The following is an 18,919-nucleotide window of genomic DNA, read 5'->3' on the forward strand; positions in this document are numbered from 1 at the left end:
AGCCTTTTTTATCACCAGCGCCCATTGAGACTCGTTGAGCCGCGATTATTCGCTGTCTTTGAAGATGGCGAACAGTGATTCATTTTCAACTAGCTGCTCTCGGGTCAAAACAAACACACCGTCACCGCCATTTTCGAATGCCACCCAAGTGAACGGAACATCAGGGAACTGCTCCGTCAGGTGAACCATAGAGTTACCTACTTCAACGACCAGTAAACCATCTGTCGTCATGTAGTCGGCAGCATTTGCCAGAATACGCTTAGTCAAATCTAAGCCGTCACGACCAGAAGCCAAACCAATCTCTGGTTCGTGCTGGTACTCATCGGGCATGTCACCGATATCTTCGGCATCTACATATGGTGGGTTAGACACGATTAGGTCGTAATGTGGGCCCTTAGGTATCGCAGAAAATATATCCGATTCGATAGGGAATACTCTATCCATAACCCCAAGATTCTCGATATTTATCTGTGCGACATCGAGGGCATCGGCGCTGATATCTAAGGCATCAACTTCAGCCTCATCGAACTCATAGGCACACGCGATAGCGATACAAGCACTGCCAGTACATAAGTCCAGTACGCGATTAACTGGCTTATTATAAAGCCAAGGGCTGAAACGATTGGCAATCATCTCGGCAATCGGAGAGCGTGGCACCAATACACGTTCATCGACAAAAAACTCAAGTCCAGCAAACATGACCTTGTTGGTCAAATAAGGAACCGGCAGGCGCTCTCTTACACGACGAATAATAAGCTCAACAATTTTATGCTTCTCACTGCTGGTGAGATTAGAGTGGATCACTTGCTGACCTAACTCTTCAGGCAAATGAAGGGCATGAAAAACTAAGGCGATGGCTTCATCCCAAGCATTATCGGTTCCGTGACCATAATAAATGTTTGCATCATTAAAACGGCTCACGCCCCAACGTAGCATATCACCTATGGTTCGTAGCTCGGTTACGGCTTCATCTACAAAAATCTTATCCAAAACTCACTCCAGCATGATTATTCCGCTTCATTGTAACTGAACTCTATTCATATGGCATCGGATTCAATAAAATAGCACTATGAATAACACCGATCATCTTTATAATTTAGCGTTTATGCTGATTTATCAGCAACTGCTAACGATTTTAAGGTTTACAAAATAGACACATGAAAAATAAAGACACCTCTGATGAGCAAGATCTATTTTCATCTATGACTAAAGGGATCAAGCCCTTTAAGCAAGATAAGCGTCACTTCAGAGCTGAGCAGAAAGATAAGAAAGTGATCGAGGAGAAAACCCAGCAACTCCATGCCGACAGCTATTTCTCCGATACCTATCAACCTCACCTGCCCAGTGAAGGTCCGATGCGCTGGTCACGAGATGATATTGATAACTTTGAGCTGAAACGGCTTCGCCGGGGCGACTATCAACCTGACTTACTGCTGGATCTGCACGGTATGCGCCAGTCGGAAGCGAAACTTGAACTTGCGGCATTAATTCAAGCCTGTATTAAGCAGCAGAGTCACTGCTGCTGTGTCATGCACGGTCACGGCACTGGAGTCCTCAAGCAGAATATCCCCATGTGGTTAGCCCAGCATCCACATGTAATGGCCTTTCATAAGGCACCTAAAGAATGGGGAGGCGATGCAGCATTACTCGTGCTTGTCGATATTGGTGATCTGCCATATAGAAGGTAATGGTGCGAGGTGCGAGGTGCGAGCAGATTTAAATTCAAACAGAGAAAACAGTCAACATAACCACTGTTTTCTTGCTGAATAATCTTATTGGTTTTTAAATATATCTAACTAATAGCATGTAACGACTAGTATTTAACTAATGGTGTGGGGGGCATGTTGCCATACCAGAGTGGCACATTCGCTATGCTTGTCTATTAATGCTATTCCAGAGGTTGCAAAAAGAGGCGGCTCAATACCTGCAACCAATTCACTCACCATATAACCCAACAAGGGCATGTGAGCAATCACTAACACTTTGTCGGCTTTAAATTGCTCGGCATAAGCTAAGGTCAATTCTGCAGCAGTGCTAGGCCTTCCCGCTGGGACTAATTCATCGAGCACTAACCACTTTCTGGGCTCGGGGAAGTGTTTACTGACTTCCTGCCAACTTTGCTGTGCTCTCAAGTAGGGGCTGACAAGAACCAGATCAAACTCAAGCACCGTTTTAGCCAGCCAATTACTCATTAAAGAGGTGTGATACCGCCCTGTATCGGTTAACGTTCGTTCTCTGTCTGAGTGAGCTTGATAGCTCGCTTCACCATGACGCATTAAAAATAGCTGCATACCACTCTCGCTACTCATGTTTCTCGTTATATGCCAATTGTAGCCGCAAAAGTCATCGGCACAAACCCTATTTAAGTTATTAATTAGTCAAATAGACTTAGGATTTCTTTATCTTTCAAATTCGAGGCTATAAACGGATAATATTTAACCACTATAGAGACTTGCTAAAGAAGGATAAGGGGACCAATATGTATTACTCGCTTTTTATTTCAGATAAAATAGCTAGTATTTTTTTAATGATACCTCATAGTTAACTGTGTATATGAGCCTATTGATAAATCAGACGGAGCCTTCTACTTGTCAGAATCCTTGCAAATCATCAAAAGTCCCAATGATCTCCGTCGATATCAGCATTTAGTACTCGACAACGGTCTCTCCGTGCTCTTGGTTGAAGATATGGAAGCTAGCCAAGCCGCAGCATCTATGGTGGTCAATGTGGGCCACTTTGATGATCCTGTTGAGCGGCCAGGTATGGCACATTTTCTCGAACATATGCTTTTTCTGGGCACTGAGAAATTCCCTGATTCAGGCGAATACCACGCATTTATCAACCAACACGGCGGTAACAATAACGCCTGGACTGGCACTGAACACACTAATTTTTTCTTCAGTATTAATGCCGATGTTTTTGAAGAGTCCTTAGACAGATTCAGTCAATTTTTTATCGCGCCATTGTTTAACGAAGGGCTCGTCGATCGTGAGCGACATGCCATAGAATCAGAATTTAGTTTAAAGCTTAAAGATGACATTCGCAGAACCTACCAAGTGCAAAAAGAGACGGTCAACCCTGAGCATCCGTTTTCAAAATTTTCAGTGGGCAATTTGAAAACTCTTTCCGGTGAAGAATCCATTCTAAGAGAGGAGCTAGTCGAGTTTTATCACAGCCATTACAGCGCGAATATAATGACCCTATGTCTGGTGGGTCCAAGGCCGCTAGATGAACTTGAAGTACTGGCAGAGCAATATTTCAGCAAAGTAAACAATCACCAACTTGAGAAGCGCCACCCAGTGGTGCCTATTTATCAGAAAGAGCAACTGACATCCCAGCTGCATATCATCCCACTCAAAGAACAGAAACGTGTGGCGATAACGTTCAGCTTACCAGCCATAGATCCTTTCTATAAACACAAGCCACTGACCTTTATTAGCCATTTACTGGGCTACGAAGGTAATGGAAGCCTGCTCTCCTATCTTAAAGAGCAAGGCTTTGCGGTTAATCTATCTGCAGGTGGCGGAGTCAATGGTTATAACTTTAAAGATTACAACATCAGTATTCAGCTTACGGAGAAAGGACTCACTCACCTCGATACCGTTATTCGCTGCACGTTTGAATATATCGAACTTATTAAGACCCAAGGTTTAGAAGACTGGCGCTATCAAGAGCGGGCAAATCTGCTCAATCTGGCATTTAGGTATCAAGAGCAGATTCGGACATTAGACTTGGCCAGCCACCTCAGCATCAATATGCACCATTATGAGGTAGAGGATTTAGTTTATGGTGATTATAAAATGGACAGCCTTAACGTTGCCGAGACGTTAGGCTTACTGCAACAGATGACGCCTTCGAATATGCGCATCCAGATCATCGCACCCGAGTTAGATACCGAGCGACAAGCAGCCTGGTACCACACCCCATATCAAATAAAGCCCATTACAGATGAGAGACTCAAATCTTGGAGTCATATTCAGGTTCGGCCGGAGCTTAAGCTACCGGACGCAAATCCATTTATTATATCGGACTCCATTCCCCGACCTGAAAAGAGTCAAAATAAGACCCCAGTTATCGTTTCTCAAGAGGAAGGGTATCGGATCTGGCACCGTAAAGATGATGAGTTTAATGTCCCTAAGGGTCATATGTACCTCTCTCTTGATTCTGAACATGCCGCTTCATCTCCCAGAAATGCCGCGTTAACTAGGCTCTACGTTGAGATGTTACTGGGCTACCTGGTTGAATACACCTATCAAGCCGAAGTGGCAGGGTTAAGTTATAACATCTATCCTCACCAAGGTGGTATAACCTTGCATCTAACGGGTTTTACCGGTAAGCAGGAAGCCCTATTATCGCTACTGATCAATAAAGCCAGAGAAAGAAATTTTACTCAGAATCGATTTAATTCAATCAAACGACAGATTTTGAGGAATTGGTATAACCAAACCAGAGCTAAGCCAATCTCACAGATTTTCACCAGTTTAACAGTGACACTTCAAAAACGCAGTTATGAGCCATCACGCATGGCTGAAGAGTTAGAAGAGATCACCTTAGAAGATCTACATGAACACGTCAGAAAATTCTATGAGAAAATCCACCTCGAAGGCTTAGTCTACGGCGACTGGTTGGTTGAAGAAGTTGAAACATTGGGCAAGCGATTAGACCATATCCTCTCCTTGGTCTCATCGCCCAGTGAGGAATCTGAACGTGAGTTGGTTGACCTTTCGGGTAAGGGAACGGTTCTACGTGAAATTACCGCATCTCACCAAGACAGCAGCATCATCATCTACTATCAAGCTTCTCAATCGAATCCTGAGACAATGGCCCTGTTCAGTTTATTGAACCACACCATGTCTTCGACTTTCTTTCACGAACTCAGAACCAAGAGACAACTGGGCTATATGGTGGGCACAGGTTACTTACCACTGAATCGCTATCCAGGTATCATATTTTATATCCAGTCACCAACATCGAGCCCTCTACAACTCTTAGAAGCCATCGACGAGTTTATTGCCGACTTTAACTACGCGGTTATGCAGATAACAAATCAGCAGTGGGAGCTCACTAAACAAGGGCTTATCAACCAAGTGATGGAACATGATGCCAACCTAAAGACTCGAGGCCAACGCTATTGGTCTAGTATTGGCAATAAGGATTATGACTTTAATCAAAGAGAGTTGGTCGTGCAAGAGATTGAAAAGCTGACTCGCTCTGACGTGATCAAGTTTATGATGCAGAGCATGCGTAACAAACTCTGTGACCGCTTGGTACTATTCACCACAGGTGATAATCACAGACATGAGGAACGTCTAAGCTCGGATAACATGATCACAGATCTACGTAGCTTTAAGCTTCAAGCGAATAAATTTAAATACTAACCTCTTAAAATTAGTCACTTGGCTTGGATACAACTCTTAGAATTACTCGCTTAGCATTAGCCACGTAGAGTAAGCTACTGAGAATGCACGGATCGACTTTGACTTGTGATAGAAATGAATCTTTCACATTCAGAGTCGTGAATTAATCCGGCCTCTCCAACTGTGAATGCAGCATTAATCAACAAATCAAAGAAGTCACAAAAATACTCATATTTCAGTCAAATAACCTAAGTCTGAAGGGTTGTTTAGTTTTTATGGTTAAACGAAGGAGATTATTAGGTGTAAAACAACAGGCAAGCATCAATCAATAATGATTATCACTAAACAAATTCCCTTCAAATTTTGACAAAGTCTTCACTTTCTGAAAAAGTGAGGTTAAATCCCTGTTGCCTAAGCATTACTGGCTAAGAATCAAACTAAAAAAATGATGCCAAACGCGATTATGAAAACAATCATCACTCTCCTACTGGCCCTCTGTCTTTTCGGCCAGGCACAAGCTATTGATCAGCCATCTGAAATTTTTGACGAAACACATATTGAAAATAATCAAACTTCTATTTTACTTAATTCCGAGTCATATAATGTTCCGGAGGGGCTTTCACAAAGTACGATTACGTCAATTATTGAAGACTCCGAGGGTTATATTTGGATTGGCACTCTCAACGGTTTAAACCGTTTTGATGGAAAAGAATTTAAGCATTACTTTGCTGACAAGTCTTCAGGGTTACCCAGTTCATTCATCAGAAGTCTACTCTATACTGACGATGGCTCCATATTTGTCGGGACAGATAAAGGATTAGCAATATACGATCCTAAACTCCAAAATTTTAAGACTCAAATATTTAATTCAGAACACTTAAAAAAACCTATTTGGAGTATTTCTGGAACAAAAGATTTCTTAATTGTCGGCACAGACAATGGAATTCACCTTTTAAAAGATTTAAAAATAATTGAATCAAACTTCCATAGTGAATTACGTGAATCAAAGCAAGTAATAATAAATAACAATGATATTTACGTCAGAAATTATCACAAAGATCTTTACGGAATAACAAAGGGCAATTTCAATACTAAACCAAAAAAAATATCAGGAAACGTAAATGATATAATAAAAGTAAAAGACAAGCTATCCTATTCTAAAGCAGGAACGATTACAAATAAAACACCTGATTCTTTGGTAACAAACAAAATAATTCACGACAAGCTATTCAAAAAAGACAATGAGACATACTCAATAAGTCAGGGGGTTATATTTAAAATTGACAATGATATTCCCGTTGCTGTTGGGAAAATAAAGGGATATGAATCTGGATCACAAATATCAACAATATTCGCAAATAATAGAGCATATTACATTGGTTTTTTAAATGAAGGGTTAAAGATAGTTAGTAACTCTAGTAACCTTATTAAAAGCATTACTCCACCCAATAAAAACACATGGCATTTTGAGAAAGTTAATACAGATGAAATACTTATATCATCTGACGATAAAACAATAAAATTATATAATGAGAACTTAAAGCTTATAGCGAGTTATAATACTGGTGTAGAAGGCTTTAAAAATTCATTAATTATAAATAACAATTTATATGTGGGAAGTTACGAAGGTTTAGTCAGCATCCCCTTAAACACATCAACATCCAACCAAAAGTCTCTATCTCAGGAAACCATTACGTACCTAACGTATGTTGAAGATACTCTTTACGCGGGAACGGCCTCAGGAAACGTCTTGCTTTTCAGAGAAAATATACTGATAGATAAAATAAAAACAAATGTAGATGAACCAATACTCGGTCTTCTAATAAAAGAACAAAAAAAGTTTTATATCGCGAGTCAAAGTGGGTTTTATCTTTACAGAAATGAACAACTAATAAAACTTTATGATGAACTGACATATAGCTTGGCTTTACATGAAAATGGTGTTTTATTTGGTACTTCCACCTCAATAATGCTCTTAAACACCACATCTAATACTATTTCAAAAGTATTTAGTAATAATAGAGAAATTTATTCAATATTTCATTCTAAAAATATCACTATCGCATCCTCACTTAGCGAAATAATTTACATAAAAAACAAAAAAGAGTACATTTTTACGACAATGTATGGCAGTCAACATGAGTACAACACTCCAAGTGGCATTGAAGTAAACAATGATACTTTCCTTTTTGGAGGTATAGATGGTGTAAGTATTGTTTCATTAAAAACTTTGAATACTTATATCGAACACCCAATAAAGCCTAGATCCACTATTGATTCTTTTTTAATATTTAACAATCCAGTACACATTGGAAGTAAGTATTTACCTTATTCAGCTTCAAAAATAGAAAAGCTAAAACTCAACTATTCAGATTACCCATTCACCTTCAGGTTTAGTAGTCCCAATTCTAGCTTCAATAACATTGAATATTTTTACCAGATGTATGGTCTGTCAGATGATTGGATATCAACAAAAGACATAGACTCTGCGACTTATACCAACCTTTCTCCAGGAGAATACACTTTCAACGTATTTTCTGTGGATAAATTGACTAATAGTAAAGGCCCAACAAAAAGTATTACGATTGAAATAACTCCACCGTGGTGGCTATCCAAGCAAGCTAAATTTATCTACTTCATGCTTTCACTGATTATTTCAGGAGTGATCGTTAAAGGAGTTCTTAGACGAAGAGAAGTCCAGAACCAAATAGCTAAATCTGAAGAGCGCCTCAAGTTATCACTCTGGGGTAGTGGTGATGAGATGTGGGATTGGGATATTGAAACCGGACAGATATACCGATCCAATATCTGGGGATCACTTGAATTTCCACGAGATGGTCAAAGATCAGGAGAAACGGGTGAAGAAAGTAATATTCACCCTATGGATCAGGAGCGCGTAAGTACGGCGCTTAATGACCACTTCTATGGTAAATCAGATCACTTCGAAGCCGCTTACCGAGTAAAAGGAAAATCCGATGAGTGGGTTTGGATATTAGATAGGGCTAAAATTGTCGAAAGAGATGAGAAAGATAACCCGCTTCGAATGACGGGTACTATCAAGAACATCAACAACTTTAAAAATGCCGAAGAACAGTTAAGACTTTTTGAGCGTGCTATCGCCAATATTTCAGAAGGCATGTTTATTCTAGACTGTGATTTTAGATTTGTAGAAGTGAATGAAGCCTGTTGTGAACTGTGTTTAAAAACCAGAGATAAATTTATTGGCGAGCAATTCAACTTCGACCTTTACCCAGATAGTTACTCAGAACAGATCCGTACAATATTAAATCAACAAGGTAGATGGAGTAATGATGTCGAATCGGCTAAGGGAGATGGTTCCAGCTTTTTAATGGAACTTACTGTCGATGCTATCTATGATGAACTGGGACAACTATCTCATTACGTCGGCGTATTTTCAGATATTTCCCGTCGTAAACAACAAGAAGAAGAGCTTAGAAAACTAACCAACAACGATCTACTAACTAACCTACCCAATCGTTCAAGTTTGATGGTCACCTTAGGTAACCTGGTAAAACGTGATAGCCACCATACACTCATGGTGCTCGACCTTGATAACTTCAAGAAGATCAATGATTCCTTAGGTCATCAAATCGGTGATGAGCTATTGATAAAAGTTGCTAAACGCATTGAAGCTGCTGTCCCCTACCACACCAGTATTTACCGTCTCGGTGGTGATGAATTCGCTATTCTCGTCGACGATAATCCTGATATAGGCTCCAGTGCCGTTATTGCTAATAGTGTAATCGAAGCCTTCGTAACACCATTTGAATTGACCTCAGACAAGGTCGTAGTTGGCATGAGTATCGGTATCGTACTCTATCCTGAAGATGACCAAAATGAGCAGGCATTACTGCGAAAAGCCGATATAGCCATGTACCACGCCAAATCCGGGGGAGGAAATCGCTATCAGTTCTACTCAGAATCACTGAATCGTAACGCAATTAGACAGCTGGAAGTGGAAAACCTGATCAGACAAGGTATCAAGGAAGATCTGTTTGAAGTTTACTATCAACCTAAGATTGCTCTTAAGAGTGGCAAGATGGCAGGTATGGAGGCTTTAGTCAGGCTCAATCACCCAGTACATGGTCTCATCCCCCCTAGTGAGTTTATTCCATTAGCCGAAGAGAATGGTCTGATCGTCGAAATTGGTGACATAGTCATGAAGAAAGCCTGCTTTGCGGCACAAAAATGGCGGAGTCAAGGAATCTTCAATGGACGCGTAGCAGTCAATTTATCTTCATATCAATTCGCTCTACCCGATCTACAGCAGCGTATAGAGTCAATTTTACGTCTAACTCAGCTCCCTGCAGCAAATTTAGAGCTAGAAATCACCGAAGGTACCGTCATTAAAGAGCCAGAAAAAGCAATTAAGGTGATGCAACAGCTCTCTAAGATGGGAGTAAGCCTAGCTTTAGACGATTTTGGTACTGGTTACTCCTCACTCTCCTATCTGAAACGCTTCCCAATTCATACGTTGAAGATAGATAAAGCCTTTGTGGACGATATTGATAAATCTGATCGTGATCTTAAAATGGTCGACTCTATTATTACTATCGCCCACAACATGGGGCTCTCAGTTGTCGGAGAAGGTGTAGAAGACGCCTCACAGCTCAGCATACTAAAAGCGCTTAACTGTGAGGAAATACAAGGATTTATATTCAGCAAGCCCGTTACGGAATCTCAGTTCACCGAATTATTACACAAAGAATTCATCGAACCTGACTTAGTACAAAATGGAAAAAAGGCAATATAAAACCAACAAAATAAGCGATTAGTTTTAGGAAAACGATAAAACTGGCATAACAACTGCAAATATTCTCTCAAGTGTCAAGAAATATGACACACCTACTGACTAGATACTTCAAGCTTTGAAGTATCAGAACTTGAGAGAAGAATATAATGATTAAATTATTAGCAACGACTATCGCCCTTGTGTTATCAACTTCTACAATGGCATTTGAAACTCCTGCAATTAACTCTAATCAAGCACTCCTCTCGAGCACACCAAATGTTCAATTAGAACTAGCTGGCTCTCCGCACATTAAGTTTAAGCCTTTTGAACTCGCTGGCTCGCCACACATCAAGTTCAAGCCTGTTGAACTCGCTGGCTCTCCACACATTAAGTTCAAGCCTGTTGAACTCGCTGGCTCTCCACACATCAAGTTCAAGCCTGTTGAACTCGCTGGCTCTCCACACATCAAGTTCAAGCCTGTTGAACTCGCTGGCTCGCCACACATCAAGTTCAAGCCTGTTGAACTCGCTGGCTCGCCACACATCAAGTTCAAGCCTGTTGAACTCGCTGGTTCTCCGCACATTAAGTTTAAGCCCGTAGAACTCGCTGGCTCTCCACATATCAAGTTCAAGCCTGTTCTACTCGCTGGTTCTCCGCACATTAAGTTTAAGCCCGTAGAACTCGCTGGTTCTCCACATATCAAATTCACCAATCAAGAAATCGCTTAAGGTCTAAGGAGAATTATTATGTTTGATTCAATAAAAAAAGCACTAGGCCTAACTCACAAGCCAGCACGTATTAAGGTACAACTTCCTGAAGGGCTGAGCCATTTAGAAGTTATCCCAGCTAAAGTCTGGTGGAAGTAAACTAGCATTGAGCCTGAGCTGAATAAAATAGCTTGTGGAACAAATACGAAAAAGGAGCCTAAGGTTCCTTTTTCGTTTGTTATGTGGGGCTTTATAACTATATACAGCTACAACTTCCGCATCGGAAATAGCAAGCAAAACCAAACAGGAAATTATAGTCTTAATGACCCTGAAGCCTTACCGACTGAACGTCGCCAAGCATAATGTTTATGAGTATTAAATAGGGGATAAGCTACAGGGCCAATCAAGAATCCCAGCAAGATCCAGCGCTTGACGCCCAGTCCTGCTCGAAAAGCCAAATTTCCCATAATGATACTCGATAGAAAAAGCACACAAATAAGGGTTATGACACTTCCTACATTTGAAAATTCTAGCACTGTTCTACCACCTCATATCAAAGCAGAGACGAATAACACCTCTTGATAACTACCGAGTTTAAGGCCATTCATAGCTTTCAGCCCAGAGAGATAATTAAATATCCATTAGACATAATAATACCTCTATCGATATCAACTATACTTTGGTTTTCATCTATTTTGACCGTAATAAGCTGGCACATTGTACAAAAAACAACAAGGTAAGTGAATAAAAATCAGGCTGGGATTTTCCTTAGAAACAAAAAATGCGGCATTATGTTGCCGCATTGTTAAGTTCAGAGGGGTTGTATTTAGGTTAATCGAAAAAATGCTGATTGCTCTCAGCCATCTCTTTTAACTTTTCACAAGGTGCAAACCTGTCGCCATGCTTAGCTTGATATTTCTCTAGCTTAGCAACTAAAACGCCAGCACCTAGTGTATCAATATAGTGGAATGGGCCACCCAGGAATGGTGGGAAACCAATACCGAAGATAGCACCAATATCACCATCACGAGGTGATGCAATGATCCCCTCTTCCAAGCAACGTACAGCCTCATTGAGCATCTGAACAACACATCGTTGTGCGACTTCAGAAACTTCTGCATTCACGCCAGGTTTCAGGCCAAGTACTTGATATACACTCTCATCAACTTGCTTACCTTTCTTCTTGGCTTTACTAGCGTACAGATAGAAACCTTTACCATTCTTACGACCCTTTCTATCATCCCTAAGCAACTTATCAAATGCTGCAGGAGCCTTAAATCGCTCACCTAATTCAGCTTCCAATATAGGAGAAATCTTAGCACCTACATCGATACCGACTTCATCGAGCAGTGTCATAGGACCAACAGGGAAACCAAACTTAACCAGTGCCTTATCTAAATGTTCAACACTCTGACCTTCAAGTAGCAATTGCGCTGCTTCATTCATATAGAGCGCTAGAATACGGTTAACGTAGAAACCGGCACCGTCCTGTACGACGATTGGTGTTTTCCCCTGCTTGCGGGCAAAAGCAACCGTAGTCGCAATGGTCTCTGGCGAAGTTTTCTTATGAGCGATGACTTCAACCAGAGGCATTTTCTCAACAGGAGAAAAGTAATGTAGACCGATGACATTTTCAGGACGGGAGGCCGCTTCTGCAATCTGTGAAATAGGCAGTGAAGAGGTATTTGAAGCGAAAATGGTGTTCTCACCACACTCACGTTCAACATCTTTTACCATTTGATGCTTAAGGTTCAAGTCTTCAAACACCGCCTCAACCACGATATCGGCATCTTTAATACCTTTATATTCTGTGGTTGTGGTCATTAGCGACATGATATTGTCTCTAGCCGATGGCGTCATATGGCGACGCTTTACTCCTTTATCGAGCAGCTTATAAGCATAAGAGAGTGCATTGCTAAGGCCCTGCTCGCTGATATCTTTCACTCGCGCAGGGATCTTGGCTTTGGTGGTCGTTACAGACGCAATACCGCCACCCATCAAGCCGCCACCGAGTACCATTGCCTTGTTAACCTTACGTGGCTCAACATCACCAGCGCCAGTCTCTTTCTTCATTTCGGTCGTGGCAAAGAAGATACTTCTTAATGCAGCCGACTCTTTCGACATAACCAGCTCGGCAAAATGACTTGCTTCCACTTCGAGTCCTTTGGTTTTCCCCTTAGCCATACCTTGACGCACACTGTCGATGATCTTGGCTGGCGCAGGATAATTACCCTGAGTCTTCTTTTGAACTTGCTTACCCGCTTGATCAAAAATGATATTTCGGCCAACAGAAGTGCCTTCGAGTAACTTGTTAACCACAGACTTCTTCACCTTCTTAGGTGAACGTTTTCCTTTAAGCGCCATTTCAACGGCGGTGGCCAACAGTATCGACTCAGGTACGACATCGTCCACCAGACCCATCTTCAACGCTTGCTTAGGACGGATCTGCTTACCCGTCAGCATCATATCTAACGCCGTAGTAATACCAACGAGTCTAGGTAATCTTTGGGTTCCGCCGCCACCTGGTAACAGGCCTAGCTGAACCTCAGGCACGCCCATCATGGTCTTTGAGTTTTGGCTACATACGCGCTGATGACAAGCCAATGCCAGTTCCAGACCACCGCCAAGACACACACCATCTATCGCCGCAACAACTGGGATAGACAAAGCTTCTAGCTCGTTAAAGACAATATGGCCTTGCTGTGACAGCGCCTTAGCGTCTGCCACCGAAGTACAGGCATCCAACATGGAGATATCAGCACCAGCAACGAAACAATCTTTCTTGCCAGAGGCTAACACCAGGCCCTTAATACTGGTATCGGCTTTAATTTCTGCCAATACTTCAGTGATCTCGGGACCAAACTCGGTGCGCAAGGTATTCATGGTTTCGCCAGGTACATCTATCGTCAATACGGCTATGCCATCTTCACGGCGAACTAAATTAAACGTCTTTTCCATAAGAATTACTCCACTTCCACTATCATTGCTGCACCCAAACCACCAGCCGCACAGGCCGTTGTAAGTCCAGTACCACCACCTCGACGTTTTAGCTCACGACAGACTTGGGTGATTAATCGAGTGCCCGTTGCGGCAAAAGGATGACCATAAGCGAGTGAACCACCTAACACATTAAATTTGCTCATATCTATTTCACCAATGGCTCGATTTCTGCCTAGCTTTTCTTCAGCAAACTTTTTCGAGGCAAACATCTGCATATTGGCAAGGGTTTGAGCGGCAAAGGCTTCATGCATCTCAATAAGCGTCAAATCTTCTAGCTCCATACCCGCACGTTGCAGTGCAAGAGGTGTCGCGTAGGATGGACCCATTAGCATGTCTTCCCACACATCGATGGCGCTAAAGGCATAACTCTTGATATAGCCAATAGGATCATAGCCAAGCGCTTTAGCACGGCTCTCACTCATCATTAACACCGCCGAAGCACCATCAGTTAACGGCGTACTGGTAGCTGCGGTAACTGTGCCATGCTTGCGATCGAATGCAGGTCTTAGTTTGGCGTAGGATTCCACACTAGAGTTTTCACGGATATTATTATCGCGGTCGATAAACCCCTTGTAAGGAGGAACATGAGCCGCCATGACTTCATCTCTAAGGTGACCCGCATTCCAGGTCTCTGTGGCAAGTGTATGGGAGCGGTGTGCTAAGGCATCTTGATCGGCGCGGCTAATGTTATAAGTCTTGGCCATCTGTTCCGCAGTTTGGCCCATGGAAATACCGGTAGAAAACTCGGCAACAGCTGGCGGAACAGGGAGCAAATCTTTAATCCCTAAGCGCCTGAAGATAGCCAGCTTTTGACTGAAAGAGCGAGCCTTATTCAAATCGACTAATGCATGAGCCAGTTTCTTCGATACTCCAATAGGGAGAACCGAAGATGAATCTGCACCACCGGCGATACCAATATCGATATTACCCGTCATAATTGATTCAGCAACATTCACCGTAGACTGAAAACTGGTGGCACATGCACGGCTAACACTATAGGCATCAGTGCTCACGTTCATTCCTGTACCCAGTACAATTTCTCGGGCAATATTAGGCGCCGCAGGCATCTGAACCACTTGTCCATAAACAAGCTGCTCTATCTCCTTAGGATCAAGCTCAGAACGAGACAGCATCTCGTTGACGACCATCTTACCCATGTCCAGTGCCGATACACCGTGAAACGCCGTAGCTTGTTTAGCAAATGGAGTTCTTAAACCCGTTACTATTGCAATACGATCGCCCTTGGCGTTCGTTACCTGTTGTCTGTGACTCATTTGCCGCCCTCTTCTTATACGCCTAGCCGATATTTGGCTGTTGACGCTATTATTTCCTTGCCGCTTTTTAATCTGTCTGACTCTACTGCATATAACAGGTCTGACCATTAAAGTGTGATCCGATTCTAACTTCTTACAGGAAAGTTTTAAACACCTGTTTGGTTTTTAGTCTAAAAAATATCATAAAAACCTTTATTAACAATGTTTAATGAAGTTTATTTTGATTTCCCTTGTCCTATATATGCATATTACAAATATCTAAATGTAGTTAAAGCGACAATGAAGCATATAACTAAGTCGTACAATTAATATGGCTTTTATACATTAATGGTAAATTGGCACTAGCCAAACCCTATGTGAATTTTTTACCATGTCGTTGGTCTATAACCTAACTTATGAAAACAAACCGAGTAGCATCATGCCTTTGAGTCGATTTCACGCATTACGCGAATACCTTAACCAGGTCATTTTAGGACAACCCGTCCTAACAGAGAACTTACTAATAGCCTTGATCGCCGATGGACATTTACTCGTCGAAGGCCCCCCAGGCCTTGCGAAAACCCGAGCGGTAAAAGCCCTATGTGACGGTGTCGAAGGTGACTTCCACCGAATTCAATTTACCCCAGATCTGTTACCAGCCGATTTAACCGGAACCGATATTTATCGGGCTCAGACGGCCACATTTGAATTTGAAGCCGGGCCTATTTTTCACAACCTTATCTTAGCCGATGAGATCAACCGAGCCCCCGCCAAGGTTCAGTCGGCTTTGCTCGAAGCGATGGCCGAAGGTCAAGTTACCGTAGGTAAGAATAGCTATAAATTACCAGAACTGTTTCTGGTTATGGCGACGCAAAATCCTCTCGAAAACGAAGGGACTTACCCGCTACCCGAAGCTCAACTCGATCGCTTCCTTATGCATCTCAACCTGGATTATCCGAGCGCAGAAACTGAGTTCGAGATCATGCGAATGTCCCGTAAAGAAGCCTTAAAGCAAGCCGCGCCCACTGTAGAACCTATCATTCAAAAAGATATTTTCGAAGCCCGCGAAGAGTCGCTGGAACTTTACCTCGCCGAGCCATTAGAAAAATACATCGTCGACATAGTGATGGCGACCAGACAGCCACAACGCTACAGCGATGAACTGGCCAGCTGGCTTGAATACGGTGTCAGCCCTCGAGCAACACTGGCAATGGAGCGATGTGCCCGAGCCAGAGCCTGGTTACAGGAACGTGACTTTGTCTCGCCGGAAGATATTCAGGCCGTTGCCCCCAACGTATTAAGACACAGGTTACTGCTGAGTTACCAGGCTCAAGCCGAAGGCGTCACTAGCGACCGAGTGATCGATCATATCTTGTCTCAAGTTGCGGTGCCTTAAGTGTCTGAAATCGTCCTCCCTCTTTTTGCCGACGGGGTAAACCTGAATCCAAAAGAGCTGTTAGCATGCCAAAATATCGCCAGAGCGCTTCCTGAGAAACGCTCTAAAGCCCGTGCAAGTCTAGCCGGACATAGAGCCAGCCAGATTAAAGGCCGGGGAATGGAATTCGCCGAAGTACGCCAATACCAACCCGGTGATGATGTCAGAACCATAGACTGGCGTGTCACGGCCCGTACGGGTAAGGCACATACTAAGCTTTTCGTTGAAGAACGAGAGCGGCCGATACTGATTCTGCTCGATCTCAGTCACAGCCTCTATTTTGGTTCCAGCTTATTGCTACAATCGGTACAGGCTGCGCATCTGGCATCCACTCTGGGCTGGAGTGCTATTCTGCACAGCGACAGGTTAGGTGCATTGATCGCCACAGAGGATGAGCATATTGAACTCAAACCAAGAAGCCGTCAGAAAGGCATCTTACAGCTCATCTCCGCCATCGAATCTGTGCATAAGCAACAGCTGGCTCGACTGCCAACACATCAGGCTGAACCTGAGCATATGTTCCGTGCCTGTCAAAGACTCAGACGCATCGCTAAACCTGGTTCATTGATCTGGATAATCAGCGATGGCAGCAATTTCAATGAATCTTGTCTTGCTCCTCTGTCAGATCTAAAACGCCATTGCGATATGGGGGCCTTCTTAATCACAGATCCCCTGAGGCAAGGCAAACTAAAGCTACCGAAACAGTTTCAACTGCCAGTAAAAGATGGCAACAAGGAACTGACCCTCGACCGGGCGGGCTACAATACCTGGCTGCAAAAACAACTTCAGAGCCAAGCACAGTTTACTCAAATGATGCAAAAATTAAATGTTCACACACGCACTTTAGATGCGGGCATGACCCTTAACGATCAACTTGGAGCGTTAAGATAATGCAGACCACAGCCAATCCTGCACTAGCCGCATTAAAAGACATTCATACGCCCGAGGCCATCAGTAATCTCCCCATAGCGGTAGGTTACTGGCTGGTTCTTGCATTGATATTAATCGCTGTCACTGTGCTATTTTTCAAACTCAAACGAGTAAGGCGCCATAGGGCTCCCAAACGTGAAGTCTTATTGGCCGTCGCATCATTGGACACCTCAAGCGAGCAGCATGCAGCTGATATCCCCGTTCAGATAAACACCTTAATCAAACGCGCAGCCATGAGTTACCTCTCCAGAGAACAAGTTGCGGGTCTTCAAGGCGATCATTGGCATCAATGGATGGCACTGCAAGTTAAGCGCTCTAATCCGCGTCTAAAGCTTCTACTGGACAGGCGTTACCAGAGAGAAGGTCTGACTCCAAAAGAAGCCGAAGAGCTAAAAACATTAGCCTCCGATTGGCTTAAGCAAGCTTTACCATTGAAAAAAGATGCTCAAAAACTCAGTACTAGTAACAAGGAGGCACAATGCTGACTCTTGCATGGGCCTGGTTGCTCTTACTGTTACCCCTGCCGCTCATCTTCAGAAAACAGCAGCAAGAAGTCGAGATCAGTGGTCACCTTCATCTGCCCGGTATCGCTGAAAATGGGGCTGAACAAATTCAGCAACAATCACATTCCCGTAAATCATACTGGCTAGTCTGGATCCTCTTAGTGATTGCCGTTGCGCGCCCCTTATGGATGGGTGATTCTATCGAACTGCCAAGCAAGGGACGAGATCTTATGATGGCGGTAGACCTTTCCGGCAGCATGCAGATTGAAGACATGGTGCTCAACGGACAAACCGTTGACCGCTTTACCATGATACAAGATGTTGTCGGTGATTTTATCGAGCGTCGAAAAGGAGACAAGTTAGGTCTTATTCTGTTCGCAGATCACGCATACTTGCAGGCTCCACTGACCCAAGATAGGCGTTCTGTCGCGCAATTCCTAAAGGAAGCTCAAATAGGATTAGTCGGCAAACAAACCGCTATAGGTGAAGCAATAGCCTTAGCAGTTAAGCGTTTCGACTTGGTCGACAAGAGTAATCGAATTTTAGTGCTACTCACCGATGGCTCCAACAATTCAGGCTCTATCTCTCCCGATCAAGCCGCCGCTATCGCCGCTAAGCGTGGGGTGAAAATCTACGCCATCGGCGTCGGGGCAGATGTTATGGAAAGACGCTCGATATTCGGTACAGAAAGAGTTAACCCCTCCATGGATCTCGATGAGGCGCAACTAAGCTCCCTGGCAAAGACCACTGGTGGTCTGTATTTCAGGGCTAGAAGTTCTCAGGATCTAGAGCAGATCTATCAGGAGATAGACAAACTAGAGCCCATTAGCCGAGATCAACTCAGCTATCGACCACAATCAGAACTCTTTTATCTGCCATTGGCTGCCGCCTTGTTAATCACTATCTTAATGGCACTATCTCAACTCCCCCTCTTTAATCGACCCGTACAATGGTTAACGGCCCGTCGAGGAGACAGATAAA

General features: G+C 43.1%; 12 protein-coding genes. 8 read left to right on the forward strand and 4 right to left on the reverse strand.

Annotated elements, in window-relative coordinates; translation table 11 throughout:
- Window positions 1-45: 45 nt before the first annotated feature.
- On the reverse strand, window positions 46-990 hold the full coding sequence (gene prmB, locus sps_RS08745; RefSeq protein ID WP_077752179.1) for a 50S ribosomal protein L3 N(5)-glutamine methyltransferase: 945 nt from the start codon (window positions 988-990) through the stop codon (window positions 46-48).
- 167 nt (window positions 991-1,157) lie between these two features.
- Here prmB and smrB point away from each other — a divergent pair, with 167 nt between their 5' ends.
- The gene (gene smrB, locus sps_RS08750) at window positions 1,158-1,688 is read left to right on the forward strand and encodes an endonuclease SmrB (RefSeq protein WP_077752180.1); all 531 of its coding nucleotides are present in this window, start codon (window positions 1,158-1,160) and stop codon (window positions 1,686-1,688) included.
- A gap of 132 nt (window positions 1,689-1,820) precedes the next feature.
- Here the strand turns inward: smrB and sixA are convergent, their stop codons facing one another.
- Window positions 1,821-2,291 carry a phosphohistidine phosphatase SixA gene (sixA, locus tag sps_RS08755; RefSeq protein WP_077755612.1) on the reverse strand — a complete coding sequence of 157 codons (471 nt, stop codon included), beginning with the start codon at window positions 2,289-2,291 and terminating at the stop codon, window positions 1,821-1,823.
- A gap of 297 nt (window positions 2,292-2,588) precedes the next feature.
- On the opposite strand from sixA, the gene sps_RS08760 reads away from it, so the two are divergent.
- The 3 genes from sps_RS08760 to sps_RS08770 all read left to right on the forward strand — a co-directional run bounded on the left by sps_RS08760 (window position 2,589) and on the right by sps_RS08770 (window position 10,838).
- Complete coding sequence (locus sps_RS08760; RefSeq protein WP_077752181.1) at window positions 2,589-5,378, forward strand: insulinase family protein; 2,790 nt, start codon at window positions 2,589-2,591, stop codon at window positions 5,376-5,378.
- Between the two features lie 442 nt (window positions 5,379-5,820).
- Window positions 5,821-10,131 carry an EAL domain-containing protein gene (locus sps_RS08765; RefSeq protein ID WP_237158035.1) on the forward strand — a complete coding sequence of 1,437 codons (4,311 nt, stop codon included), beginning with the start codon at window positions 5,821-5,823 and terminating at the stop codon, window positions 10,129-10,131.
- 146 nt (window positions 10,132-10,277) lie between these two features.
- Window positions 10,278-10,838, forward strand: a complete 561-nt coding sequence (locus sps_RS08770) for a hypothetical protein (RefSeq protein ID WP_077752183.1) — start codon at window positions 10,278-10,280, stop codon at window positions 10,836-10,838.
- A gap of 810 nt (window positions 10,839-11,648) precedes the next feature.
- Here the strand turns inward: sps_RS08770 and fadJ are convergent.
- Both fadJ and fadI read right to left on the reverse strand, forming a co-directional pair.
- On the reverse strand, window positions 11,649-13,775 hold the full coding sequence (gene fadJ, locus sps_RS08780) for a fatty acid oxidation complex subunit alpha FadJ (protein WP_077752185.1): 2,127 nt from the start codon (window positions 13,773-13,775) through the stop codon (window positions 11,649-11,651).
- Between the two features lie 5 nt (window positions 13,776-13,780).
- Window positions 13,781-15,091, reverse strand: coding sequence for an acetyl-CoA C-acyltransferase FadI (gene fadI / locus sps_RS08785; RefSeq protein WP_077752186.1), 1,311 nt, complete (start codon window positions 15,089-15,091; stop codon window positions 13,781-13,783).
- 418 nt (window positions 15,092-15,509) lie between these two features.
- Between fadI and sps_RS08790 the strand changes: the two genes are divergently transcribed.
- Genes sps_RS08790 through sps_RS08805 form a run of 4 tightly spaced genes read left to right on the forward strand, consistent with a single transcriptional unit; the run spans window position 15,510 to window position 18,918 of the window.
- Window positions 15,510-16,466: an AAA family ATPase gene (locus sps_RS08790; protein ID WP_077755613.1), complete on the forward strand. Its 957-nt coding sequence runs from the start codon at window positions 15,510-15,512 to the stop codon at window positions 16,464-16,466.
- Window positions 16,467-17,396: a DUF58 domain-containing protein gene (locus sps_RS08795; RefSeq protein ID WP_077752187.1), complete on the forward strand. Its 930-nt coding sequence runs from the start codon at window positions 16,467-16,469 to the stop codon at window positions 17,394-17,396.
- Window positions 17,396-17,920, forward strand: coding sequence for a DUF4381 domain-containing protein (locus sps_RS08800; RefSeq protein WP_077752188.1), 525 nt, complete (start codon window positions 17,396-17,398; stop codon window positions 17,918-17,920). Before sps_RS08795 ends, sps_RS08800 begins: the two co-directional genes overlap by 1 nt.
- The gene (locus sps_RS08805; protein ID WP_077752189.1) at window positions 17,914-18,918 is read left to right on the forward strand and encodes a vWA domain-containing protein; all 1,005 of its coding nucleotides are present in this window, start codon (window positions 17,914-17,916) and stop codon (window positions 18,916-18,918) included. The genes sps_RS08800 and sps_RS08805 overlap by 7 nt, the downstream gene beginning before the upstream one ends.
- Window position 18,919: the final 1 nt, after the last annotated feature.

Origin of the sequence: Shewanella psychrophila (assembly GCF_002005305.1) — a bacterium.
In the GTDB taxonomy this organism is placed as follows: domain Bacteria; phylum Pseudomonadota; class Gammaproteobacteria; order Enterobacterales; family Shewanellaceae; genus Shewanella; species Shewanella psychrophila.